At 64.3% G+C, this 23094-nt stretch carries 19 protein-coding genes; 13 read left to right on the forward strand and 6 right to left on the reverse strand.

Annotated features, from left to right (window positions below; translation table 11 throughout):
• Positions 1-57 precede the first annotated feature (57 nt).
• From IB275_RS19010 to phnX, 3 genes are all read left to right on the forward strand, one after another.
• Positions 58-1353, forward strand: coding sequence for an MFS transporter (locus IB275_RS19010; RefSeq protein WP_081518509.1), 1296 nt, complete (start codon positions 58-60; stop codon positions 1351-1353).
• 56 nt (positions 1354-1409) lie between these two features.
• A complete protein-coding gene (locus IB275_RS19015; RefSeq protein ID WP_151187626.1) occupies positions 1410-2270 on the forward strand; it encodes a LysR substrate-binding domain-containing protein in 861 nt (286 codons plus the stop codon).
• A gap of 102 nt (positions 2271-2372) precedes the next feature.
• The gene (phnX, locus tag IB275_RS19020) at positions 2373-3200 is read left to right on the forward strand and encodes a phosphonoacetaldehyde hydrolase (RefSeq protein ID WP_192294914.1); all 828 of its coding nucleotides are present in this window, start codon (positions 2373-2375) and stop codon (positions 3198-3200) included.
• Between the two features lie 175 nt (positions 3201-3375).
• Here phnX and IB275_RS19025 read toward each other — a convergent pair whose 3' ends face one another.
• A complete protein-coding gene (locus tag IB275_RS19025; RefSeq protein ID WP_192294915.1) occupies positions 3376-3666 on the reverse strand; it encodes a DUF6021 family protein in 291 nt (96 codons plus the stop codon).
• Positions 3667-3859: 193 nt separating this feature from the next.
• Here IB275_RS19025 and IB275_RS19030 point away from each other — a divergent pair, with 193 nt between their 5' ends.
• A complete protein-coding gene (locus tag IB275_RS19030) occupies positions 3860-5146 on the forward strand; it encodes an OprD family porin (RefSeq protein WP_192294916.1) in 1287 nt (428 codons plus the stop codon).
• A gap of 38 nt (positions 5147-5184) precedes the next feature.
• Here the strand turns inward: IB275_RS19030 and IB275_RS19035 are convergent, their stop codons facing one another.
• Positions 5185-5766 carry a hypothetical protein gene (locus tag IB275_RS19035; protein ID WP_081518513.1) on the reverse strand — a complete coding sequence of 194 codons (582 nt, stop codon included), beginning with the start codon at positions 5764-5766 and terminating at the stop codon, positions 5185-5187.
• A gap of 674 nt (positions 5767-6440) precedes the next feature.
• Here IB275_RS19035 and IB275_RS19040 point away from each other — a divergent pair.
• Entirely contained in the window at positions 6441-6722 is a 282-nt protein-coding gene (locus IB275_RS19040; RefSeq protein ID WP_081518514.1) for a hypothetical protein, read from the forward strand.
• A 47-nt stretch (positions 6723-6769) separates the two neighbouring features.
• Here the strand turns inward: IB275_RS19040 and ycaC are convergent, their stop codons facing one another.
• From ycaC to IB275_RS19055, 3 genes are all read right to left on the reverse strand, one after another.
• Positions 6770-7396 carry an isochorismate family cysteine hydrolase YcaC gene (gene ycaC, locus IB275_RS19045; RefSeq protein WP_081518515.1) on the reverse strand — a complete coding sequence of 209 codons (627 nt, stop codon included), beginning with the start codon at positions 7394-7396 and terminating at the stop codon, positions 6770-6772.
• Between the two features lie 51 nt (positions 7397-7447).
• Positions 7448-8134 carry a hydrolase gene (locus IB275_RS19050; RefSeq protein WP_081518516.1) on the reverse strand — a complete coding sequence of 229 codons (687 nt, stop codon included), beginning with the start codon at positions 8132-8134 and terminating at the stop codon, positions 7448-7450.
• 97 nt (positions 8135-8231) lie between these two features.
• On the reverse strand, positions 8232-9098 hold the full coding sequence (locus tag IB275_RS19055) for a pirin family protein (RefSeq protein ID WP_192294917.1): 867 nt from the start codon (positions 9096-9098) through the stop codon (positions 8232-8234).
• A 101-nt stretch (positions 9099-9199) separates the two neighbouring features.
• On the opposite strand from IB275_RS19055, the gene IB275_RS19060 reads away from it, so the two are divergent.
• From IB275_RS19060 to IB275_RS19070, 3 genes are all read left to right on the forward strand, one after another.
• Complete coding sequence (locus IB275_RS19060; RefSeq protein WP_081518518.1) at positions 9200-10105, forward strand: LysR family transcriptional regulator; 906 nt, start codon at positions 9200-9202, stop codon at positions 10103-10105.
• A gap of 239 nt (positions 10106-10344) precedes the next feature.
• Complete coding sequence (locus tag IB275_RS19065) at positions 10345-10719, forward strand: NUDIX hydrolase (protein ID WP_081518519.1); 375 nt, start codon at positions 10345-10347, stop codon at positions 10717-10719.
• A 72-nt stretch (positions 10720-10791) separates the two neighbouring features.
• Positions 10792-11364, forward strand: coding sequence for a COG3904 family protein (locus IB275_RS19070; protein ID WP_192294918.1), 573 nt, complete (start codon positions 10792-10794; stop codon positions 11362-11364).
• Here IB275_RS19070 and pmrG read toward each other — a convergent pair.
• The gene (gene pmrG / locus IB275_RS19075) at positions 11351-11995 is read right to left on the reverse strand and encodes a lipopolysaccharide core heptose(II)-phosphate phosphatase PmrG (protein WP_151187633.1); all 645 of its coding nucleotides are present in this window, start codon (positions 11993-11995) and stop codon (positions 11351-11353) included. The genes IB275_RS19070 and pmrG overlap by 14 nt on opposite strands.
• Positions 11996-12287: 292 nt before the next feature.
• Here pmrG and IB275_RS19080 point away from each other — a divergent pair, with 292 nt between their 5' ends.
• The 5 genes from IB275_RS19080 (at position 12288) to IB275_RS19100 (ending at position 23066) form a co-directional block, all read left to right on the forward strand.
• Positions 12288-13268, forward strand: a complete 981-nt coding sequence (locus tag IB275_RS19080; RefSeq protein ID WP_192294919.1) for a GGDEF domain-containing protein — start codon at positions 12288-12290, stop codon at positions 13266-13268.
• Positions 13269-13342: 74 nt separating this feature from the next.
• A complete protein-coding gene (locus tag IB275_RS19085) occupies positions 13343-14548 on the forward strand; it encodes an acyltransferase family protein (RefSeq protein ID WP_192294920.1) in 1206 nt (401 codons plus the stop codon).
• Between the two features lie 279 nt (positions 14549-14827).
• Positions 14828-17476: a pyruvate dehydrogenase (acetyl-transferring), homodimeric type gene (gene aceE, locus IB275_RS19090; protein WP_192294921.1), complete on the forward strand. Its 2649-nt coding sequence runs from the start codon at positions 14828-14830 to the stop codon at positions 17474-17476.
• A gap of 11 nt (positions 17477-17487) precedes the next feature.
• On the forward strand, positions 17488-19416 hold the full coding sequence (aceF, locus tag IB275_RS19095; protein WP_192294922.1) for a dihydrolipoyllysine-residue acetyltransferase: 1929 nt from the start codon (positions 17488-17490) through the stop codon (positions 19414-19416).
• 323 nt (positions 19417-19739) lie between these two features.
• On the forward strand, positions 19740-23066 hold the full coding sequence (locus IB275_RS19100) for an autotransporter outer membrane beta-barrel domain-containing protein (protein WP_192294923.1): 3327 nt from the start codon (positions 19740-19742) through the stop codon (positions 23064-23066).
• Positions 23067-23094 lie beyond the last annotated feature (28 nt).

Here is a 23094-nt window from a genome sequence, read left to right on the forward strand (position 1 = left end):
AAGAGTGCCGACACGCCGAGCTTCCAGCCGGCGCGAGCGAACAAGAAGGAAAACACCATGAACCGTGCACAAACCCTGTCTGGGCCAGTCTCCGCCGTCACCCCGTTTCGCCTCGCCCAGTGGCGCATGCTGCTGGCCGCGATGTTCTGCTACCTGTTCTTCTACACCGGCCGCCAGACCTTCGGCTTCGCCATCCCCGGCATCCAGGCCGAGTTCGGCCTGAGCAAGGAAACCCTCGGCTGGGCCTCCAGCGCCATGCTGTGGATGTACGCCATCGGCCAGGCCATCAACGGCAATCTCGCCGACAAGTTCGGCGGCCGGCGCATCATGAGCCTCGGCGCAGCGCTGTCCTGCGGGGCCAACTGGGTCACCAGCTTCGCCGGCGGCTTCGTCAGCCTGGTGCTGCCTTGGGGCATCAACGGCTACTTCCAGGCCTTGGGCTGGGCGCCGGGCAGCCGCCTCCTGTCGAACTGGTGGAGCGCCGCCGAGCGCGGCAAGGTCTACGGCTTCTATGTGTTCGCCGCCGGCTGCGCGTCGGTGCTGTCCTACGTCACCTCGGTGATAGTGATCGACGTGATGCACCTGGAGTGGCGCTGGATCTTCCGCCTGCCGGTGCTGCTGATGCTCGCTGGCGGCATCGTGTTCTACCTGGTGGCCCGCGAACGCCCGCAGGACATGGGCTTCGAACCGCTGGCCGACACCGGCGTGGCCAACGCCGAGGACCGCGCCAGCGAAGCCGCCCACGGCGAGGAAGAGACCTCGACGCAACGCTACCTTGCCGTGCTGAAGAACCCGCGCCTGCTGGTGGCAGCGCTGTCGCTGGGCTTCCAGAACGCCGCGCGCTACGGGCTGATCGTCTGGGTGCCGGTGCACTTCCTCGGCGCCGACTGGCAGAAGGGCCAGAGCTTCATCGACCCGAAATGGATCACCATCGCCCTGCCCGTCGGCATGGCCGTGGGCGCGCTGAGCAACGGTTGGGTATCCGACCGCCTGTTCGGCAGCAAGCGCTACCGCGCGATCATGCTCTACATGGTGCTGGGCGCCCTCACCAGCCTGTGGATGTGGAGCCTGCCGGCACACAGCGGCGTCGGCCTGCTCGCGCTGTTCCTCTGCGGCTTCTTCGTCTACGGCCCGGCGTCGAGCTTCTGGGCGCTCTGCCCGGACCTGGTCGGCGCGCGCCGCGCCGGCACCGCCACCGGGATCATGAACTTCTCCTCCTACCTCTTTGCGGGTCTGGCCGAACCCCTGATCGGTCGCATGCTGGACACGACCGGCAATACTTCACTGATCTTCATCGTGGTCACCACGGCCTGCGTGTGCAGTGCGGTGGTCGCCCTGTTCGTCCGGCGCTGAGGGCACGGCCATGTGGCAAGCCCCGATGCCAGACGCCCCCGATAAAAAGAGAAGCCATGTACCAGTACCACAAGTGGTTGCGCTCCTTTCATGCCGTGGCCCGCACCGGCAGCTTCACCCAGGCCGCGGCGCTGCTGAGCGTCGGCCAGCCGACCATCAGCGAGCAGGTCAGCGGGCTGGAGAAGCGCTTTTCCGTGGAGCTGTTCCACCGCCGCGGCCGCTTCATCGAGCTGAGCCCGGCCGGACAGCAACTCTACGCGATCACCCAGGGCCTGTTCGGCCAGGAGGACGAAGCCTTGCAACTGCTGCAGAGCTTCCAGCAGCGCAAGCAGGGCATGCTGCGCCTCGGTGCGGTGTCGCCGCCGATCGCCATGAGCCTGACCTACTCGCTGATGCAGCGTTACCCGGACATCGAACTGGAGACTTCCTTCACCAGCGAGGCCGGCACCCTGGAGCGGCTGTACAACTTCGACATCGACGTGGCGATCCTCGCCCTCTCCGAGTTCGACCAGCGCCTGAGCACCCAGCTGTACCGCACCTGCCCGATCCTCGCGGTGGTACGCGACGACCACCCCTGGGCACGGCAGGAATCGGTCAGCGTGCAGGAGATCGCCAAGGAGCGTGTGGTACTGCGCGAGCCGGCCTCGCGTACCCGCCAGCTGGTGGAGGAAGGCTGTCGCCAGCACGGCGTGGAGCTGGACTGCGCGATGCAGCTGAACAGCCGCGAGGCCATCGTGCATGCGGTGGTACACGGCATCGGCGTGGGCTTCGTCTCGGCGGTGGAGTACGCCGACCGGCCGGGCACGCGCTCCATCGCCTTCGCCGAGGACCCGTTCCACATCAGCTACTACCTGTGCTGCCTGGGCATCCGCCGCAAGCGGCCGATCATCGCCGAGCTGTTCGACTCCACGGCCTGACCTGCAACCCGGACCAACCCTGAAACCGCGAGCCTGCCACCACGCCGGGCGGGCTGCGCTCACCTTCGATTTCACAAGTAACCCCCTCACAGGAGCATCACCATGCACTACCAGCAACCCAAGCAACTGCAGGCCGCCATCCTCGACTGGGCCGGCACCGTGGTCGACTTCGGCTCCTTCGCGCCGACGCAGATCTTCGTCGAAGCCTTCGCCGAGTTCGGCGTCCAGGTCAGCCTGGAAGAAGCCCGCGGCCCGATGGGCATGGGCAAGTGGGACCACATCCGCACCCTGTGCGACATCCCCGCCATCGGCGAACGCTACCGCGCCGCCTTCGGCCACCTGCCCACCGATGACGACGTCACCGCCATCTACGAGCGCTTCATGCCGCTGCAGATCGAGAAGATCGCCGAGCACTCGGCGCTGATTCCGGGCGCGCTGGATGCCATCGCTGCGCTGCGCAAGGGCGGGCTGAAGATCGGCTCCTGCTCCGGCTACCCGGCGGTGGTGATGGAGAAGGTCGTTGCCCTGGCGAAGACCAACGGCTACGTCGCCGACCACGTGGTCGCTACCGATGAAGTGCCCAACGGCCGTCCGCACCCGGCACAGGCGCTGGCCAACGTGATTGCCCTGGGCATCAACGACGTGGCGGCCTGCGTGAAGGTTGACGACACCTGGCCGGGCATCCTCGAAGGCCGCAGTGCCGGCATGTGGACCGTGGCGCTGACCTGCTCGGGCAACGCCCTGGGTCTGACCTATGAGCAGTACAAGGCGCTGCCGGCGGAGAAGCTGGAGCAGGAACGCCGCCGCATTGGCCAGATGTTCGAAGGCTCGCGCCCGCACTACCTGATCGACACCATCGCCGAACTGCCAGCGGTGATTGCCGACATCAATGCACGCCTGGCGCGGGGTGAGATGCCGCAGGCCTGCTGATTATTCGCAAGCTGAACTCGACGTAGGATGGCGTGGGGGTTGGCCCTCACCCCAGCCCTCTCCCATAGGGAGAGGGGGCAGACTGTGCCGGCTGAAGCTGCAGTATCCCCCACGCCGATCAGTCCCCTCTCCCGCTCGCGGGAGAGGGTTAGGGTGAGGGGCCGTTGCCGTTGCTCTAGTGCCCCGAATACGGCGGATATTTGTCCCCCGGCACGCGCCGCTGGCGCTGCGGGTCCGGGCCGTCGTGGGGAACGTGGGGCGGATGCGGCGGGTCGATCTGCGGGTCGGCGAGGTCCGGCGAATCCGGGTCGAAACCCAGTTCCGGATCAATATGCCGCGAACCACCCAGGGGCACCTGGCGCTGCGGGTAGCCGGGCAGCCCGCGCTTGTCCCCGGGGCTGGACCTGTCCGGCCAGCGTTCAGGGGCAACGCCCGGGCGCTCTGTGATTTCACCGTGGCCTTTCATGTTCACCTCCAGCGGTTCGGGTAATGGCATGACGGTGGACGCGGGACTGCGCCGAAGGTTTCAGCCGATTGTCCGACGGTACCGCCGGTGGATTCGCCCAGGCGAAAACCCCGATCTAGACCATGGTCGCAAAGACCCGACCGCCCATCTGTGACACCTTCGCGCGCTTTTTTAGCGCCCCCGGAGTCACCGCATGCCCTCGCCCCTCTCCTCCAGCCCGCTCGCCCGCCTGAGCGCCCTCGCCCTGCTCGGTGGCATCGCCGCCCCGGCCAGCGCCGACTTCCTGGAGGACAGCAGCGCGCGCCTGGAGTCGCGCACCTTCTACTTCAACCGCGACTTCCGCGACGGCAGCTCGTCCAACCCGCAGGGTGCCTCCAAGCGCGAGGAAACCGCGCAGGGCTTCATTCTCAACCTGCAGTCGGGCTACACCGAAGGCACCGTCGGCTTCGGTGTCGATGCCCTGGCCATGCTCGGCGTGAAGCTCGACTCCAGCCCCGCCGACAGCAACAGCGGCCTGCTGCCCTCCAGCGGCCACGACCCGCGTCAATCCGAGGACCAGTACGCCAAGGCCGGCGTCACCGGCAAGCTGCGCGTCTCCCACACCCAGTTCAAGTACGGCGCGATGCTGCCGGACATGCCGCTGCTCAAGTACAACGACGGCCGCCTGCTGCCCAACATGTTCCACGGCGCGCAGCTGACCAGCGAGGAAATCGCCCACCTCAAGTTCACCGCCACACGCCTGGAGCGCTACACCGCGCGCGACTCCACCGATGCCCAGGACGTGCGCCTGAACTGCAAGAACAAGCGCTACGCCTGCGATACCACCGGCAACCGCTTCGACTCCTACCAGGCCGACTACCAGGTCAACGACCAGCTCCTGCTGCAATACGCCCAGGGCGGGCTGGAGAACGTCTACCGCCAGCGCTACGTCGGCATCGTCGGCAAGCAGGCGTTGGGTGCCGGCAAGGTCACCGCCGACCTGCGCTGGTTCGACAGCGACGACGACGGCTCGGCCCGCGCCGGGGAGATCGACAACCGCGCACTGAGCCTGCTGCTGGCCTATGCCCAGGGCGGCCACATCCTCAGCGCCGGCTGGCAGCGCATGAGCGGCGACAGCTCCATGCCCTACCTCGACGGCAGCAACCCCTACCTCGCCAACTACGTGCAGGTGAACGACTTCGCCAACGCCCAGGAGCGCTCCTGGCAACTGCGCTACGACTTCGACCTGCGCAGCGTCGGTGTGCCCGGCCTGAGCTTCATGACCCGCTACGTCAACGGCGACCACATCGCCCTGGCCAACGGCGACGAGGGCAAGGAATGGGAGCGCGACGTGGAGTTCAAGTACGTGATCCAGACCGGCACCTTCAAGGACCTCAGCCTGCGCCTGCGCAACGCCACCTACCGCACCAACTACGAACAGTCGGCGCGCGATGTGGACGAGGTGCGGCTGATCGCCAGCTACAACTTCTCGATGCTCTGATCTGTAGGTCGGCGGGGCGGTCGCGGCCGCCTTTCGCCTTAGAAACGGACGTCCTGAAGCTCGCCAAAATCCACTGAGATTCCCAGTACCTGAATGACAAGAATGGCCGTGGCGATGACCAGATGGACTCGGCGAGAGCTGAAGAAGGCGATGATCGGCAACAGGATGATCACCACCATGAAGACGCCCCAGCCGCTGAACCATTGGTTGTCCCAGTACCTCGCCGCTTCCCAGAAGTATTCGGCGTAATAGGCGCTGAACCCGAGGAGGGCCCAGTGCCCGTGGGATTCGAATACCTCCTGGTGAGTCTCGCCGGCCTTCAGCTCGTGAACCGGCAGAATGAGCGCCGCACTGAAGAACAGCAGCAGCGGCGATACCAGCAGTCGCAGAAACTCGTTGTATGTCCAGACATTGATCAAGGACTTCAGGGAGTAGGTGCTCCACCAATATTCGAGCAGCATCAGGAAGAGCGAGGCGCTCCAGATCAGCGGCAACCAATCGATCTTCGAGGTCGCCCGTGAACGCAGCGTCGCCACAACACCAGACAGCAGCCGCGTGACACCAAGCCCCGTCAACATGCCGAAGACGACAGCCAGCCATTGGAACTCGGTACCGGGCATCCGCAGGCCCCCTCTCGCAACGTGTGGCGGTAGACCGCACGGATGCTAAGCCCCATAGCAGCGGGCGGGACCTGGAAGCGGGAGCGACAGCCGGCGAGATTGCAGAATTGTGGTGCACATCCTTTAGCCCGAAGCCAGCTCCGCGAAATCCATTGCAGCGCTATGCGCCTTCCAAGGGGAAGGCGCCAGGGTGCCACTCCTGCAAGGGGAATGATCCTACATGCTGGGGAAACGGATGAGACCCGTTTCATTCTGTCGGCAATGTCCTTGCTCGGGATCGCCGCCAGCAACCGAAAAGTCCCACGAGCCATTAGCCTTGCGGACCTACGAGCGCCGTCCCTAGCCTCTGGTTCGCCGCAGTTCATCGCGGACGGGCGTAGGAACCCGGGATATAAGGATCAAGGTACGGCAACTTTGTAGTCACGATTGCAGGCGAAATCCGCCTTGCACTTTCGTGCGTCTATGGCGGCCGTGCATGGAGGCTTCGGCCTACCGGTTCCTTGGTCCCGGCATTCCTACCCTTGCACGGTCCGCCTCTCTTTACCCGTAGGAAGGTTGATTGGCGGCTTCTTGATCCTTAGACCAAGTAGTGGCTGACATGAACTATCCCTTTTTTACCCCCGCGCCCCGCCTTCTCTCACCACGCAAGTCGACGCTCTCTCCGGAGGTGCCCCATGCGTGAATTCCTCCCAGTCCCCTTGACCGGCCAATTCGGCGAAGAAGTCCTCTTCATCAACGCCCTGGCCCCGGTCGAACACCTGCGCGAAGCCGCCCTGCGCCGCATCACGGCGGTCGAAGACCTGCTGCAACTGATGGAAGACGACAGCGACAGCGGCCTCATCCGCGCCACCGCCCGCCTCGCCTCCGCCTTGGCGCCACTGGTCAGCGAAGCCCGCCAACTCTACGAACTGGCCCTGGAGCGCCCCGGCTACAAGGCGGGGCCGCTGGATCGATAAGCTCCGCCACCGGGTCGGCCTCGCTGCGCCGACCCGACGGCGCTGCCTCACTTCTTGGCGGTGAGCGTGCTGTAGCTGGTGATCAGGTTGCGGTAGTCCGGGATGTGGTTGGAGAACAGCGCGGCCAACCCTTCGATGTCGTTGCGCCAGTCGCGGTGCAGCTCACAGGCCACGCCGAACCAGGTCATCATCTGCGCGCCGGCCGCCTCCATCCGGCGCCAGGCAGCATCGCGGGTAACTTCGTTGAAGGTGCCGGAGGCATCGGCGACGACGAAGACCTCGAAGCCCTCTTCCAGCGCCGACAGCGCCGGGAAGGCCACACAGACCTCGGTGACCACGCCGGCAATGATCAACTGCTTCTTGCCGGTGGCCTTCACCGCCTTGACGAAGTCCTCGTTGTCCCAGGCGTTGATGTTGCCGGGACGGGCGATGTAGGGCGCGTCGGGGAACAGGTCTTTCAGCTCGGGAACCAGCGGGCCGTTGGGGCCGTTCTCGAAACTGGTGGTGAGGATGGTCGGCAGCTTGAAGTACTTGGCCAGGTCGGCCAGGGCCAGGACGTTGTTCTTGAACTTGTCCGGTTCGATGTCGCGCACCAGCGAGAGCAGACCGGCCTGGTGATCGACCAGCAATACGGCGGCCTGGGTCTTGTCGAGACGGACGTAGGGCTTGCTCATGGCGTTTCCTCGTTGCAGTGAAAGCCCGGCCGGAGCCGGGCAAGGGGCGAATCAGCGCTGGGAGTCCAGCACTTCGTGTTCGGTCACCACCTGCTGGGCCTTGGTGTAGCTTTCGATCAGCAGGCGGTAGTGCGGGAAGATCAGGCTGTAGGCCTCGGCCCACTGCGCGGCGTCGGGGCGGTTCCAGGTGCGCTGGATTTCCGAGGCGACGGCGGCGGTATCCATGGGCACCACGCCAGCCTGGACGACACGCGCCAGGGTGATTTCCTGCGCGGCCTTGGAGTAGGTGCCGGAGGCGTCGATCACGGCAAAGACCCGGTAGCCGGCGTTGACCGCGGCAATCGCCGGGAAGGCCATGCATACGCTGGTGATGGTGCCGGCGATGACCAGGGTCTTCTTGCCGGTGGCCTCGACGGCGGCGACGAATTCGGGGTTGTCCCAGGCGTTGATCTCGCCCTTGCGCGCCACGTACTGAGCATGCGGCGCGGCCTCGTGGATCTCGGGGATCAGCGGGCCGTTGGGCCCCTGCGGCACCGACGCGGTGGTGATCACCGGGATTTTCGCCAGGGTGGCGATCCTCGCCAGGGTGATGGCGTTGTTGCGCAGCTCGGTCATGGGCATGTCCTTGACCGTCTGGAACAGCCCGCTCTGGTGGTCGATGAGCAGCATGGCGGTGTCGTCGGGATCGATCACCGGGCGCTGGCCGTTGAAGTTGGCAATCTGGTTGAAGTGGCTCATGTCGTGGTCTCCACAAGGGGCGTCCGGCCCAAGAAACCCGCGCCTCCTGCGCGGGCGTTCATCCAGACTAGGCGAGGCCTGAGTCGGGGGTATGACATCAGCGGGTCATCTGTCCGAAACGTCCGTTCTGGACGTCCGCAATGGCCTGCTGGATTTCGCATTCGCTGTTCATCACGAAGGGGCCGTAACCGACGATGGGCTCGTCCAGCGGCTCGCCACTGAGCAGCAGCACCAGGGCATCGCTCTCGGCTTCCAGCTGCAGGCTGTCGCCGCGCCGGTCGAACAGCGCCAGCTGGCCTTCGCGCAGCGTTTCGCCGCCGCCCAGCCGGACGTTGCCGCGCAGCACCACCAGGGCGGTGTTACGCCCCGCCTTGACGGCCAGTTCCAACGGGCGACCGGGCTGCAGGCGCAAGTCCCAGACATCCAGCGGGCTGAAGGTGTGGGCCGGACCGGCGTGGCCAGCGTAGTCACCGGCAATCACCCGCAGGCTGCCGGCGCCGTCGGCCAGTTCGATGCGCGGGATGTCACCGGCCAGCAGCGTCTGGTAGGCCGGTGCGGTGCGCTTGTGGCGGGCCGGCAGGTTCACCCAGAGCTGGGCCATGTGCAGGTTGCCGCCGCTGCGGGCGAAGTCCGGCGAGTGGTATTCCTCGTGGAGGATGCCGTCGCCGGCAGTCATCCACTGCACGTCGCCAGGGCCGATGCGGCCGCCACCGCCGCTGGAGTCGCGGTGCTCCAGTTCTCCGTCATAGACCAGGGTCACGGTCTCGAAGCCCCGGTGCGGGTGCTGGCCGACGCCACGGCGCACCGTGCTGGGGCCGAAAGCGTGGGGGCCGGCATGGTCGAGCAGCAGGAAGGGGCTGAGGTGCTCGCCCAGGCTGTCGTAGGAGAACAGCGTGCGGACCGGAAAACCGTCACCGACCCAATGCGGGCGGGCGGCGCTGTAGATGCCAAGAATCTGTTTCATGGAGTGCCTCCTGTAGTGCATGGAGGCCACGATACGGATGGAACAATTGCCTCGGTAGACGGCAAAAATTAGTATCAGTGTTCCACAAGAGGAACACTGAAATGGACGATCTCAACGACCTCTATTACTTCGCCCAGGTGGTCGAGCACGGCGGTTTCACCCCGGCCGGCCGTGCCCTGGACGAGCCCAAGTCGAAGCTCAGCCGGCGCATCGCCGCGCTGGAGGAGCGTCTGGGCGTGAGGCTGATCCAGCGTTCGACGCGGCACTTCTCGGTGACCGAGATAGGCCAGGTGTTCTACCGGCACTGCGTGGCGATGCTGGTGGAAGCGGCGGCGGCCACCGAGGCCGTCGAGCAGCACCGTTCCGAACCGCGCGGGGTGGTGAACCTGAGCTGCCCCACGGCGCTGCTGAACTTCTGGGTCGGCCCGATGCTGGCGCGCTTCATGGTGCAGTACCCGCTGGTGGAGCTGCATGTACAGAGCACCAACCGCCAGGTGGACCTGATCCAGGAAGGCATCGACATCGCCCTGCGGGTGCGCTTCCCGCCACTGGAAAGCAGCGACCTGGTGATGAAGGTACTGGGCGAAAGCCGCCAGCGTGTGGTGGGTGCCCCGGCCTTGCGCGAGCGCCTGCCGGCCAGGCCGACGCCCGCCGACGTGGCCGCCCTGCCGACGCTGCATTGGGGCGTGGTGCAGCGCGAATACCAGTGGCTGCTGGACGGCCCCAAGGGCGCCAGCGCGCAGGTGCGCTACCAGCCGCGAATGGTCACCGACGATCTGGTCGCCCTGCGTCAGGCCGCGCTGGCGGGCGCCGGCGCGGTGCACATGCCTGCCGTGGTGGTCTGCGATGACCTGAATGACGGCAAGCTGGTGAACCTGCTGCCCGACTGGGCGCCACGCACCGGCGTGGTCCATGCGGTGTTCCCTTCGCGGCGCGGCTTGCTGCCGTCGGTACGAACCTTGCTCGATTTTCTGGGCGAGGAGTTCGAGAAGAGCGACATGTCCTAAGTAGGCGTCCTGCAGGGCGGACAGAAAGTTCGCACTTCAACCCAGAACACGGGTCGACTCTGAAGGAAATACGAGTCGGGAATAGGACGAGCATTTCTTCAGAAAGCCCTGACATACCTTTCCAGCGACCAATCCTTACCATTTGTCGACATAAACGCCGTAACCAGTTCATCTGGTTGGAAATATCTGATTAATGTCTACCTTGAATACTGTTGGAAGATTGTCGAGGAGCAGCCGGTATGGCTAAGAACCTGAAAGAGCGTGCAACGGTTATCTGCCGCCTCGACGACAAGATTCTCTTCGTGCGCAAATCCAAGTCGAAATGGAACCTCCCCGGCGGCCGCATCGAGGCCGACGAACGCCCCGGCCAGGCCGCCACCCGCGAGCTGATCGAGGAAACCGGGCTGGCCATCGAACAGCTGAACTACGTCGCACCGCTGGAGCTGTACCAGACGCTGCACTACGTGTTCGAGACGCCGGTCGACCCGGCGCAGCAGCCCACGCCCCTGAACGAGATCGCCGACTGCCGCTGGTTCGCGCCCGAAGAACTGGAGCGCCGCCGGGTCAACAAGTCGGCACGCCGCCTGCTGCGCACCTGCCTGAAGGCCAGCTGACAGGCTGACGGACGCCGCGTATCAGGGTATCTTCAGCGCCTTCCTATAAGACGCCCGTACAGGATTTACCCCATGCTTCGCGCTGCCATGCTTTGCACCCTTGCGCTGTCCTCCGGCCTTGCCGTCGCCCAGGTCGAGGTGAAGCCCGTGCAGCATTCCAAGGTGGGCGAAGTGCTGGCGGTACGGATCAGCGAGGAAATCGCTCCGGGCGACTACGAGCGCCTGTTCAAGGGGCTGATGGCCAACCCGGGCAAGTTCGCCCGCAAGGTGGCCCTGCTGGACAGCATCGGAGGCAGCGCCGCCGAATCGATCAAGATGGGCCGCCTGCTGCGCGAGTCCGGCTTCGAGACCCTGGTGCCGACCAACAGCGTCTGCCAGGGCTCCTGCGTCTACCTGCTGGCCGCCGGCAAGCACCGCACGGTGCGCGGCTATGTGGGGCTGCATCGCCCTTACTACCCCGCCGGCGATTCGTCCCAGGCGGCGGGCAGCTATAACGCCCGCACCTATTTCCGCGACATGGACATTCCGCTGGAACTGGCCGACACCATGCAGAGCATCGATCCGCAGCGCATGCGTGTGCTGACTCCGGAGGAGTTGCAACGTTACCGACTGGGCGCCACGCCCAGCCAGATCAGCGCCCGCTGACGTTCAGCGGCCACTGGTCGGCGTCGAGGTAACCGAGCAGGCGCGGGCTCTTGTCCGATTCACTGAGCACGAAGAGCGTCGAGGCGTAATCCGGGGTTGCGGGGTCGTCCACGCTTACCGAGTGTTCCAGGTCTTCGATGCATTCGCTGTGGGTCACCAGGATCAGGTTGCGGTGCGCCACCTTGTGCTGCAGCGCCTGGTCCAGCATCGAGCCTTCGCATTTGTACAGCCAGGGCTGCTCCTGCGGCGTGCGGCCGAACATCGAGGTGGCGGTCTGCACCGCCCGCAGCTGTTCACTGCTGAGGATGTCGGCATTGGCCAGGCCGAGGGTGGCGAAGTCCTGGCCGATGGCATGGGCACTCTGGCCGCCACGCACGGTGATGCCATCGACATTGCCCAGGCAGGGCGCACTGGAACGGTCACACCGTTCGGCGTGACGCACCAGCACGATCAGGTCGCCGTTCTGCCAGTGCTCGCGCAATTCCGCCTGGCGCTGGGCATCGCCTACCAGGGGAGTCGGCCGCGAGAAGTCCAGCGGCAGGAAGCCGCTGAGCAGGGCGATCACCGGGAGGATCGCCAGCAAGGACAACCAACCGCGGGACAGTGATCTGAAGAACTTCGGGATGGGCATGGTTCAGGCCGTGCAGCTGGAAAAGGGTCCGCGTCCGTTCCCTCTTCGAAGGAGGGAGGCCCGACCCATCCCTGGGATGACCATCGCACTGCGGGGTTGTCAGATGGCGGGCAAGCAAACCCTATCGCCGGATTCGTGAAGAACCCGTTATGAATTGCTGAAGAATCCGTCTCTGTCAGAAACGACCGTCCGTCGCCCCGCCGCTTTCATACTGCCGGCTGACACAATCAGCCGGCTTTCGGTCATCGCACTGTGGTAGAACAGGGCACAGTGCCATCAGAGAGCCGCCGCCATGCCGTACGACGCCTCCCCGGAAAATCCCGTCTACCAGACCCTCCTCGAATCCACCCGTGCCATTCCTTGGAAGATCGACTGGCGATCCATGACCTTCGCCTACATCGGCCCACAGATCGAAGAACTTCTGGGCTGGAGCCAGGCCAGCTGGGTCAGCGCCAACGACTGGGCCGAGCGCATGCACCCGGAGGATCGCGAGCGCGTGGTGAACTTCTGTGTGTCGCAGTCCCGCGAGGGCACCGACCACGAGGCGGACTACCGCGCCCTCACCTCCTCCGGTGACTACGTGTGGATCCGCGACGTGGTGCACGTGGTGCGCGACGACAATGGCGAGGTGGATTCGCTGGTCGGCTTCATGTTCGACATCAGCGAGCGCAAGCGCGCCGAAGAGCAGTTGATCATGCTGCAGCGCCAGCTGGAGGAGTATTCGTACAAGGACGGCCTGACCGGCGTGGCCAACCGGCGCATGTTCGACTCGGTGCTGGACACCGAATGGGGCAGCGCCCAGCGCAGCGGCCAGCCGATCTCGCTGGTGCTGCTGGATATCGACTACTTCAAGCAGTTCAACGATCACTACGGGCACATCCAGGGCGACGACTGCCTGCGCAGCGTCGGCAAGGCGCTGGCCGGCGCGCTGCATCGGCCCAGGGACTTCATCGCACGCTTCGGTGGCGAGGAGTTCGTGCTGGTGCTGCCGGAGACCGACAGCGAGGCCGCGCGGCAGATCGCCGAGCGTTGCCGCAGCGTGCTGCGCGAGCAGCGCATTGCCCACGAGAAGTCTGCCGTCTCCGACCTCCTGACCATCAGCCTGGGCGTCGGTACCGCCGTGCCCGCCTCCAGCGACCGTCCGCTGGACTTCGTCGCGGCAGTGGATCGCCTGCTCTACCAGGCCAAGCAGGCCGGGCGCGACCGCTTGGTGGCGGCGCAGTGGAGTCGCGGGGATGATCTGCGGCGTGATGCGGTGCGCACCCGCCCTTGATGGAGTCGGCTTCCACGTCCTGAGTCGAATCGCAGGACCTCCACTGCACCTCCTCGCTTGTCGATTTCGGCCGAATGGAATCCAGCCCCGAAGCTTATCTGCCGCGCTGCATCAGCGGTTCAACCGAATCACCTGAGATGTCAAAAAAATATCAAAACAACATCACCTCTGATACAATTGCGCCTTTTTTATTAGGGAGATTTACGGTGGCGGGGACGACGCGAAACTTATCCTTGGACTTCTTCAGAGGAGCCTTCGCACTAGTAGTCGCATTGGGACATTTCTATTTCTGGAGCGGCGTAAAGAACGTTATTCCCTCCTCGTTCGTTCTGGCGGTGGACTTCTTTTTCATCCTCAGTGGCTTCGTTCTTACCAAATCGATCATTGCGGACAAGCGCGATGGTAGCGACTGGTTCGTCAGGTTCACCGAGAAGCGAATCTTCCGGCTATTCCCGACCTTTCTATTCGCTGTCGCTGTTCAATTCGTGATCCTGAAGCTCACGAAAAACCTATCCACTCCCAGCGGACTGGACCTGTTCAAGATAGTCACCCTCACTCAACTGTTCCCCTTTGGTGGTGGCGGCAACTACAGATTTGAGCCCATTGGAGTGGGCTGGAGCATTTCCGCCGAATTCTGGTTGGGCATGATCTTCTTCTCCCTCATCCACGCATTGAAGCAGAGACATGCGGGTGTCCTTCTGGCCTGTCTGGTCCTGGTAGCACTCTGGCTGGCCGTGCTTATCAGCAGAACATCTCCGCTGCACATGAACGTGCATTACCACCTATGGAACAACGGCGTTCCCTTTGGATTCATTCGCTGCCTGATTGGCTTCTGCCTCGGTGCGGCCGTCGCCATCCATGTGCGTTCGCAGCAGATATCCGAATGGGGTGAATCCATCATCCAGATCATTGTCATAAGTATCGGCCTGTATTTATTTGCAAAGACCAGTTGGGTCAACCGCGATGCCTACATTGCTCCGTTCATTTTCACCGTGCTCATCTACTCCATCGCAAGCCAAGCTGGCATCGTGTATCACCTGACGAATAATCGACTGGGCGACTTCCTCGGTCGCATTTCCTATTCGGTCTATCTGATTCACCCGATCTTCGTGGGCTTCTACAAGCAGCACATGGATATGAGCGACTGGTCCGCCGTTCCGTCATACCTGATGATGGTGATCGGAGCTGCATATCTGGTTCACATATTCATCGAGCAGCCTGCCATCGACTATGTGAACAGGAAGCAAAAATCGGCACGCTCCGGCCTCGCCACAACTTGATGCGTTCAAAGACGCGCTGCCTTCCATAAAGAAGCCCGCCAATTGGCGGGCTTCTTTATGGCGACGTACCGGAACGACCACAAGGCGGCTGCGACGTCCTGACTCGACCAACCGGACGGGCAGTGGCGCCAGAGCTGTCTAAGCTCTATAGCCACACGCGCGTGCCGGCGGCAGCGCGGCGGCCTCACGAGGGTTGCCGCCCACTGCGCCAAACCGATGGATCACCTGGCCCGGAGCCGGCATTGCGTAGAGCCGACCCCGTAACCAGGACCCCTGACCATGCACGATATCGACCCCGTCGAAACCCAGGAATGGCTGGACGCGCTGGAATCCGTACTGGAAAAAGAAGGCGAAGAGCGCGCCCACTACCTGATGACTCGCCTAGGCGAGCTGGCCAGCCGAACCGGCACGCAACTGCCCTACGCCATCACCACGCCTTACCGCAACACCATCCCGGTAGGCCACGAAGCCCGCATGCCGGGCGACCTGTTCATGGAGCGGCGCATCCGCTCGCTGGTGCGCTGGAACGCGCTGGCCATGGTGATGCGCGCCAACCACAAGGACCCGTCGCTGGGCGGACACATTTCCACCTTCGCTTCCTCGGCGACCCTCTACGACATCGGCTTCAACTACTTCTTCAACGGCCCCACCGAGGAACACGCCGGCGACCTGATCTACTTCCAGGGCCACGCCTCGCCGGGCTTCTACGCCCGCGCCTACATCGAGGGCCTGCTTACCGACGAGCAACTGGAGAACTTCCGCCAGGAGGTCGACGGCAAGGGCATTTCCTCCTATCCGCACCCGCGCCTGATGCCGAAGTTCTGGCAGTTCCCGACGGTGTCCATGGGCCTGGGGCCGATCCAGGCGATCTACCAGGCGCGCTTCATGAAGTACCTGGAGAGCCGTGGCTTCATTCCCGCCGGCAAGCAGAAGGTCTGGTGCTTCCTGGGTGACGGCGAGACCGACGAGCCGGAGTCCCTGGGCGCGATCTCCCTAGCCGGGCGCGAGAAGCTCGACAACCTGATCTTCGTGGTGAACTGCAACCTGCAGCGCCTGGACGGCCCGGTGCGCGGCAACGGCAAGATCGTCCAGGAACTGGAAGGCGTGTTCCGTGGCGCCAACTGGAACGTGATCAAGGTGATCTGGGGCCGTTTCTGGGACCCGCTGTTCGCCAAGGACACCGCCGGCCTGATGCAGGCGCGCATGGACGAGGCGGTGGACGGCGACTACCAGAACTACAAGGCCAAGGACGGTGCCTTCGTCCGCGAGCACTTCTTCGGCGCGCGGCCGGAGCTGCTGGAGATGGTCAAGGACCTCTCCGACGAGGAAATCTGGAAGCTCAACCGCGGCGGCCACGATCCCTACAAGGTCTACGCCGCCTACCACGCCGCGGTGAACCACAAGGGCCAGCCCAGCGTAGTGCTGGCTAAGACCATCAAGGGCTACGGCACCGGCACCGGCGAGGCGAAGAACATCGCCCACAACATCCACGAGATCGACGTGGACAGCCTGCGCGCCTTCCGCGACCGCTTCGATATCCCGATCAAGGATGCAGACCTGGCCAAGCTGCCCTTCTACCGCCCCGACGAAGGCAGCGCCGAGGCGCGCTACCTGAAGGAGCGCCGCGCTTCCCTGGGCGGCTTCATGCCCCACCGCCACGGCAACAGCCAGCGCATCCCGGCGCCGCCGCTGGAGACGCTCAAGGCGCTGCTCGATGGCTCGGGCGACCGCGAGATTTCCACCACCATGGCCTTCGTGCGGATCATCTCGCAGCTGGTGAAAGACAAGGAGCTAGGCCAGCGCATCGTGCCGATCATTCCCGACGAGGCACGCACCTTCGGCATGGAAGGCATGTTCCGCCAGCTCGGTATCTACTCCTCGGTGGGCCAGCTCTACGAGCCGGTCGACAAGGAACAGCTGATGTTCTACCGCGAGGACAAGAAGGGCCAGATCCTCGAAGAAGGCATTACCGAGGCCGGTGCCATGTCGTCCTTCATCGCCGCCGGCACGGCCTACAGCAACTACCGCCAGCCGATGCTGCCGTTCTACATCTTCTATTCGATGTTCGGCTTCCAGCGCATCGGCGACCTGGCCTGGGCGGCCGGTGACAGCCTGACGCGCGGCTTCCTGCTGGGCGGCACCGCCGGGCGCACCACGCTCAACGGCGAAGGCCTGCAGCACGAGGACGGCCACAGCCATGTGCTGGCTTCGGTCATCCCCAACTGCCGCACCTACGACCCGACCTACTCCTACGAGCTGGCGGTGATCATCCAGGAAGGCGTGCGGCAGATGATGGAGGAGCAGCAGGAGGTCTTCTACTACATCACCGTGATGAACGAGAACTACCCTCACCCGCCACTGCCCAAGGGCGCCGAGGAAGGCATCATCAAGGGCATGTACCTGCTCGACGAGGACAAGCACGCCGCCGCGCACCATGTGCAGCTGCTCGGCTCGGGCACCATCCTGCGCGAGGTGGAAGCGGCGGCGAAAATCCTCCGTGACGACTTCGGCATCGGTGCGGACGTCTGGTCGGTGCCCAGCTTCAACGAGCTGCGCCGCGACGGCCTCGCGGTGGAGCGCTGGAACCGCCTGCATCCAGGACAGAAGCCACGGCCCAGCTATGTCGAACAGTGCCTGGCCGGGCGGCGCGGGCCGGTGGTGGCGTCCACCGACTACATGAAGGTCTACGCCGACCAGATTCGCCAGTGGGTGCCGACCAAGGAATACAAGGTGCTGGGCACCGACGGCTTCGGCCGCAGCGACACCCGCGCCAAGCTGCGCCACTTCTTCGAGGTCGACCGCCACTGGGTGGTGCTCGCCGCGCTGGAGGCCCTGGCCGATCGCGGCGACATCGAGCCGAAAGTGGTGGCCGAGGCCATCGCGAAGTTCGGCCTCGACCCGGAAAAAACCAACCCGCTGGACTGCTGAGGAGAGGCACGATGAGCGAGACCATTCGCGTACCCGACATCGGCAACGGCCAGGGTGAAGTCATCGAACTGCTGGTCAAGGTCGGCGACCGCATCGAAGCCGACCAGAGCCTGCTGACGCTGGAGTCCGACAAGGCCAGCATGGAGATTCCCGCGCCGAAAGCGGGCGTGGTGAAGGCGATCAAGGTGAAGATCGGCGACACCCTCAAGGAAGGCGATGAAATCCTCGAACTGGAAGCCGAAGGCGGCGCCGCCGAAGCCAAGGCCGAGGAACCGACCCAACCTGCCGCCGAGGCCCCCCAGCCCGCCGCCGCGCCGGCGCCTCAACCTGCGCCTTCCGGCGGCGGCGTGGAAACCATCAAGGTGCCGGACATCGGCAATGGCCAGGGCGAGATCATCGAACTGATGGTCAAGGTCGGTGACCGCATCGAGGCCGACCAGAGCCTGCTGACGCTGGAGTCCGACAAGGCCAGCATGGAGATTCCCGCGCCGAAAGCGGGCGTGGTGAAGGCGATCAAGGTGAAGATCGGCGACACCCTCAAGGAAGGCGACGACATCCTCGAACTGGAAACCGAGGGCGGCGCTGCTACGACCAGCACGCCGGCCGCGGCGGCGCCCGCCTCTGCTCCGGCTCCGGCGAAGGAAGAAAAGCCAACGCCCGCCCCGACTGCCAGTGGCGGCGTGGAGAGCATCCGCGTGCCCGATATCGGCAACGGCCAGGGCAACGTCATCGAACTGATGGTCAAGGTGGGTGACCACATCGAGGCCGACCAGAGCCTGCTGACGCTGGAATCCGACAAGGCCAGCATGGAGATTCCGGCGCCGAAAGCAGGCGTGGTGAAGGCGATCAAGGTGAAGATCGGCGACACCCTCACGGAAGGCGACGAGATACTCGACCTGGAAGTGGCGGGCGCAGCGGCGGCTCCCGCAGCCGCTGCAGAAAAACCAGCCGCTGCTCCAGCGGCGAAAGCCGAACCGCCCAAGGCGCCGGGCGTCGCCCCGGTGGGCGCGCCCAGCCGCGACGGCACCAGGGTGCATGCGGGCCCCGCCGTGCGCATGGTCGCCCGCGAGTTCGGTGTCGAGCTGGCGCAAGTCACCGGCAGCGGGCCCAAGGGCCGCATCCTCAAGGAAGACGTACAGGCGTTCGTGAAGGAGCAGCTGCAACGCAGCAAGTCCGGTGCCGCTGCAGGAGCAACCGGTGGCGCAGGCATCCCGCCGATCCCGGAGATCGACTTCAGCAAGTTCGGCGAAACTGAGGAAGTGGCGATGACCCGCCTGATGCAGGTCGGCGCCAGCAACCTGCACCGCAGCTGGCTGAACGTGCCCCATGTGACGCAATTCGAGTCCGCCGACATCACCGAGGCGGAGGCCTTCCGCATCGCGCAGAAGGCGGCGGCGGAAAAAGCCGGCACCAAGCTGACCATCCTGCCGATCCTGCTCAAGGCCTGCGCCCACCTGCTGCGCGAGCTGCCGGACTTCAACAGCTCCCTCGCCCCCAGTGGCAAGGCGTTGATCCGCAAGAAGTACGTGCACATCGGCTTCGCCGTGGACACGCCGGATGGCCTGCTGGTGCCGGTTATCCGCGACGTCGACCGGAAGGGGCTGCTGCAGCTTGCGCTGGAGGCCGCCGAGCTGGCGGAGAAAGCGCGGACGAAGAAGCTATCCGCCGACGCCATGCAGGGTGCCTGCTTCACCATCTCCAGCCTCGGGCACATCGGCGGTACCGGCTTCACCCCCATCGTCAACGCGCCGGAAGTGGCGATCCTCGGTGTGAGCAAGGCAGCCATCCAGCCGGTGTGGGACGGCAAGGTCTTCCAGCCCCGGCTGATGCTGCCGCTGTCGCTGTCCTACGACCACCGGGTAATCAACGGCGCAGCGGCAGCGCGGTTCACCCGCAGGCTTGGGGAGGTGTTGGGGGATATTCGCAGCCTGCTGCTTTAAAAAAACCAGGAACAATCCCGCTCAGGCGGAATTGTTCCTGGGGCTCCGCTGGTTGGGCCCGGCAACATCGGTCAGCGCACGCGCAAATGTCAGGGCTCTCCTTCCTATTTCGTTTGCCACGCTCTTCACACTTTCTTGCGCTTCGGAAAATACCTTCCCCACCACTCCTGAATTCACCTTGTTCCTCCCCCCTGTCTTCCAAACACTCCGTTCTGCTTCCAGGCATAAAAAAGCTCTAGGTCGGGCATTACAGGCCACCTGGCGTTTCGAGGAAGTCCTGCCGCCATGACGCGCTGGCAGGTACTAGCTGACAGGAGTTAAACGTGAAAAGAACCCAGGCATTCAGCCGAAACAAAGTTTCACTGGCCATCTCCCTGGCCGCCGCCAGCTTCTCGCTGTGCGCCCAGGAGTCCCGACTGGCTTACGGCCCACAGGGCGTTCCCGTCTTCGAAACGCGCTTCTTCGATGTAGGCGACGGCCCCTACATGACCGACGGGGACACCGCGCAAGTATCAACATGGAATCTCAGCGGCGACCAGAAGAGCAAGATTCAGAAAGCCATCGAGTATTGGGCGACAGTGATCCGGCCGGCTCCGGGTGCGCCCATTGCCGTGGTCAACGTGGGGACCAATAACGAGGACAATGCCGGCGGCGCCAGCGATTCGGTCCAGGTTACCGAGACAAGCGCACTCACCGCTGTTCAGGCAGCCCTCATCGGGCGGAACGATCTGGTCAAGTCGCTGGACTATGGGTCCCATGCGCAATTCCAGATGGGCAACGGGCTCACCTACGATTCGATCGCCTACCTACCCTCCCAGCAGCCGCGCTCAACCAACTTCGATCTCAGCGCCACGGCACTCCACGAACTGGCGCATGGACTGGGAGTCACCACTTACGTTGCCGATAAAAATGGCAGCGGTTCCAAAACCCCCTATTTCCAATCCTCGTTGGGGTCCTGGGAAGAGCATATGCGGGACGACAATGGCAATCCGGCGCAGCCGGGCCAGGCCGTACTCTGCTCGGTCTGCGCCACCCCCTATGACCCCGCCGGCTTCGATCTGCGCCAGGACAACGGTTACGTCACAGGCAAGCATGTGGATGAAGTCCTGGCTGGCGCCATGCCCGGCGTTCCCGTGCGGATACTGAGCCTGGACGGCACCATCGACACTGACTACATGGCCCATATCGAGCTGAAGAACAGCCTGATGAGCCACCAGAACTATCGCAACTACACCACCTTCATGGAGGCGGAACTGGCGGCCCTGCAGGACCTGGGTTACCAGATCGACCGCCGCAATTTCTTCGGCTATTCGGTGTATGGCGACGGCCAGACTCTGTACAACCAGCACGGCTATTACCAGCGCAATGCCGAAGGCACCGATTACCTGGTTGGCGCCTACAGCAACACGTTGATGGGCTTGGGGCTCCACGTTTACGGCAACAATAACCTGATCTTCCAGCAGGCCAACCTGCTGACCCGTGGCGCCGGGGCCGCCGGCGTGCGAATCGACGGCGAAGGCAACACCCTAATAGTAGAACCCGGCACCCGCATTCATGCCGACGGCTTGAACGGTCGAGGCGTGCTCTTCGCTTACGGCATGGACCACAACTTCATCCAGCGCGGTGATGTCGAGGCGCTGGGCGATCAGGGCATCGCGGCCGAATTCAACTTCGGCAACAATCTAGTGGGCAACAAGAGCGAGTATCGCGGATCGTTCATTCGCACTGAAGATGGCAGTCCTTCCGACCTGCTCCCGGAGCTCGAAGGCGCCCTGGTCGACAACGTCGACATCAGCGGTCGCCTGGCCGGCAAGGCAGCGGCCATCTCCATCTCCAGCAACGCCCTGGTCAATACCCTCAACGTGCTGTCCGGCGCGAAGCTCGAAGGCAATATCCTTTCCGCCTATGACCAGGAGGACGACAACGGTAACCAGCGCCTGACCCAACTGACCTTCGGTCGCCTGGCCGATAGTCAGGGCCGCGCCACCAACCAGGCCGACCCGAACTTCCGCATGACCTACAACGGCGACATCCAAGGCATCACCAACTTCGCCCTCAACCTGCGTGGCGGCGTCACTTCCCTGGGCGGGCACAACCAGGTCTACAGCATGGAAGTCGCTGAAGGCGCAACGCTGGCCGGCAACGGCTATTTCAAGCTCAACGAAGACGGCTCGTTCGTCAACCGTGGCACCGTCGCACCGGGAAACTCCATCGGCAGCATCACCGTCGACGGCAACTACCAGCAGACCGATTCCGGCCAATTGCTGGTGGAGGTCAACGACAAGGGCGCCCACGACAGCCTGGTGGTCAAGGGCAACGCCGACCTCGCCGGTCGCCTGACCGTCTCGCCGCAGCGTGGCTGGTACTCGCCGCAATGGAAAATCAGCTCCAGCCAACTGCTGGCGGCAAACTCCACCACCGGCGCCTTCGACGAAGTGCAGGCCACGCCTATTTCGCCGACTATGTCGCTGCTGGCCACTCCGCAAATCAACGGCAGCCAGCTACTGAGCTTCAACCGCACCAGCGATGCTTACAGCCAGTACGCCACGAGCAAAAACGGGCGTAATGTCGGTGAAGCCCTGAGCGAAACCACCTCCTCGCCGGCCAGCACCGACCGCCAGAACCTGTACACCGCGCTGGACTTCTCCAACCCCGACGGCAGCACCATCGCCAGGGCGCTGGAGCAGCTCTCCCCGTCCGCCTACAGCGCCATGATGGCCAGTTCGCTGCAGCGCGAGCAGCAAGTGGCCGACGCCATCAGCGCCCGCGAACCGGGCAAGCTGCGTGACGATGAGTGGCAGACCTTCATCCAGCCCTTCGGCGGCAATTCCCGGCAGAACAGCGATCACGATGCCGTGGGCTACACCACCGACAGCTACGGCGTGATCTTCGGTGCGGAAACCGCCGCCTCCAGCGACGGCGCATTGATCGTTGGCCTGCATGGCGCCGCCAGTAAGCAGAACCTCAGCCTGAAGGACCCGCAGCGCGGCGATGGCGATACCACGGCGTTGGAGTTGGGTGCACACGTCCGCTACGCACTCGACCCGATGGCCGGCACCTACTGGCTGGGTAGCGCCCGCGTCGGCTACGAGAACGGCGAACTCAAGCGCAAGATCGACTTCGACGACTACTCGGCCCGCAACAAGGCCGACTGGACCGGCAAGAGCGCGTCCGTGGTCGGCGGCGGCGGCTATCGCTTCCAGCTGAACGAGAACGTCAGCCTGGGTCCGATCGCCACCCTGACCTACACCAGCCTGTGGCGCGACGGCACCCACGAGAAAGGCGCCGATGGCTCCGCGCTGAAGCTGAAGTCCCAGCAGTTCGATTCGCTGCGCTCCAGCGTCGGCCTGAACAGCGCGATGAACTTCCCGCTGGAAGGCGGCCGCGCCATCAAGGCCGAGGGCCAGGTCACCTGGAACCATGAGTTGCTGAACACCGACCTGATCCAGGACGCGACCTTCGCCACCTACCAGGGCTCGTCGTTCCGCAGCAAGAACACCGTCATGGACCGCGACTCCATGGGCCTGCGCGGCAACATCCGCTACTCGCTCAGCGAGAACGTCGACATCGGCGCCGGGGTTGCCAGTGATCTGTTCCGCACCGGCTACAACTCGGTGTCGGGCAACCTGTCGCTGGACTGGCGCTTCTGATCCACCCTCCCCGCGCCCTGCGCGGGGA

Source organism: Pseudomonas sp. PDM21, assembly GCF_014852505.2.
GTDB lineage: Bacteria > Pseudomonadota > Gammaproteobacteria > Pseudomonadales > Pseudomonadaceae > Pseudomonas.

Bases quoted from the DNA above. Each gene is read 5' to 3' on its own strand.
- IB275_RS19015 (WP_151187626.1), top strand. From the start codon at position 1,410: ATGTACCAGTACCACAAGTGGTTGCGCTCCTTTCATGCCGTGGCCCGC.
- aceE (WP_192294921.1), top strand. From the start codon at position 14,828: ATGCACGATATCGACCCCGTCGAAACCCAGGAATGGCTGGACGCGCTG.
- IB275_RS19070 (WP_192294918.1), top strand. From the start codon at position 10,792: ATGCTTCGCGCTGCCATGCTTTGCACCCTTGCGCTGTCCTCCGGCCTT.
- IB275_RS19030 (WP_192294916.1), top strand. From the start codon at position 3,860: ATGCCCTCGCCCCTCTCCTCCAGCCCGCTCGCCCGCCTGAGCGCCCTC.
- IB275_RS19055 (WP_192294917.1), bottom strand. From the start codon at position 9,098: ATGAAACAGATTCTTGGCATCTACAGCGCCGCCCGCCCGCATTGGGTC.
- IB275_RS19050 (WP_081518516.1), bottom strand. From the start codon at position 8,134: ATGAGCCACTTCAACCAGATTGCCAACTTCAACGGCCAGCGCCCGGTG.
- IB275_RS19060 (WP_081518518.1), top strand. From the start codon at position 9,200: ATGGACGATCTCAACGACCTCTATTACTTCGCCCAGGTGGTCGAGCAC.
- aceF (WP_192294922.1), top strand. From the start codon at position 17,488: ATGAGCGAGACCATTCGCGTACCCGACATCGGCAACGGCCAGGGTGAA.
- IB275_RS19065 (WP_081518519.1), top strand. From the start codon at position 10,345: ATGGCTAAGAACCTGAAAGAGCGTGCAACGGTTATCTGCCGCCTCGAC.
- IB275_RS19025 (WP_192294915.1), bottom strand. From the start codon at position 3,666: ATGAAAGGCCACGGTGAAATCACAGAGCGCCCGGGCGTTGCCCCTGAA.
- pmrG (WP_151187633.1), bottom strand. From the start codon at position 11,995: ATGCCCATCCCGAAGTTCTTCAGATCACTGTCCCGCGGTTGGTTGTCC.
- IB275_RS19035 (WP_081518513.1), bottom strand. From the start codon at position 5,766: ATGCCCGGTACCGAGTTCCAATGGCTGGCTGTCGTCTTCGGCATGTTG.
- ycaC (WP_081518515.1), bottom strand. From the start codon at position 7,396: ATGAGCAAGCCCTACGTCCGTCTCGACAAGACCCAGGCCGCCGTATTG.
- phnX (WP_192294914.1), top strand. From the start codon at position 2,373: ATGCACTACCAGCAACCCAAGCAACTGCAGGCCGCCATCCTCGACTGG.
- IB275_RS19040 (WP_081518514.1), top strand. From the start codon at position 6,441: ATGCGTGAATTCCTCCCAGTCCCCTTGACCGGCCAATTCGGCGAAGAA.
- IB275_RS19080 (WP_192294919.1), top strand. From the start codon at position 12,288: ATGCCGTACGACGCCTCCCCGGAAAATCCCGTCTACCAGACCCTCCTC.
- IB275_RS19010 (WP_081518509.1), top strand. From the start codon at position 58: ATGAACCGTGCACAAACCCTGTCTGGGCCAGTCTCCGCCGTCACCCCG.
- IB275_RS19085 (WP_192294920.1), top strand. From the start codon at position 13,343: ATGGAATCCAGCCCCGAAGCTTATCTGCCGCGCTGCATCAGCGGTTCA.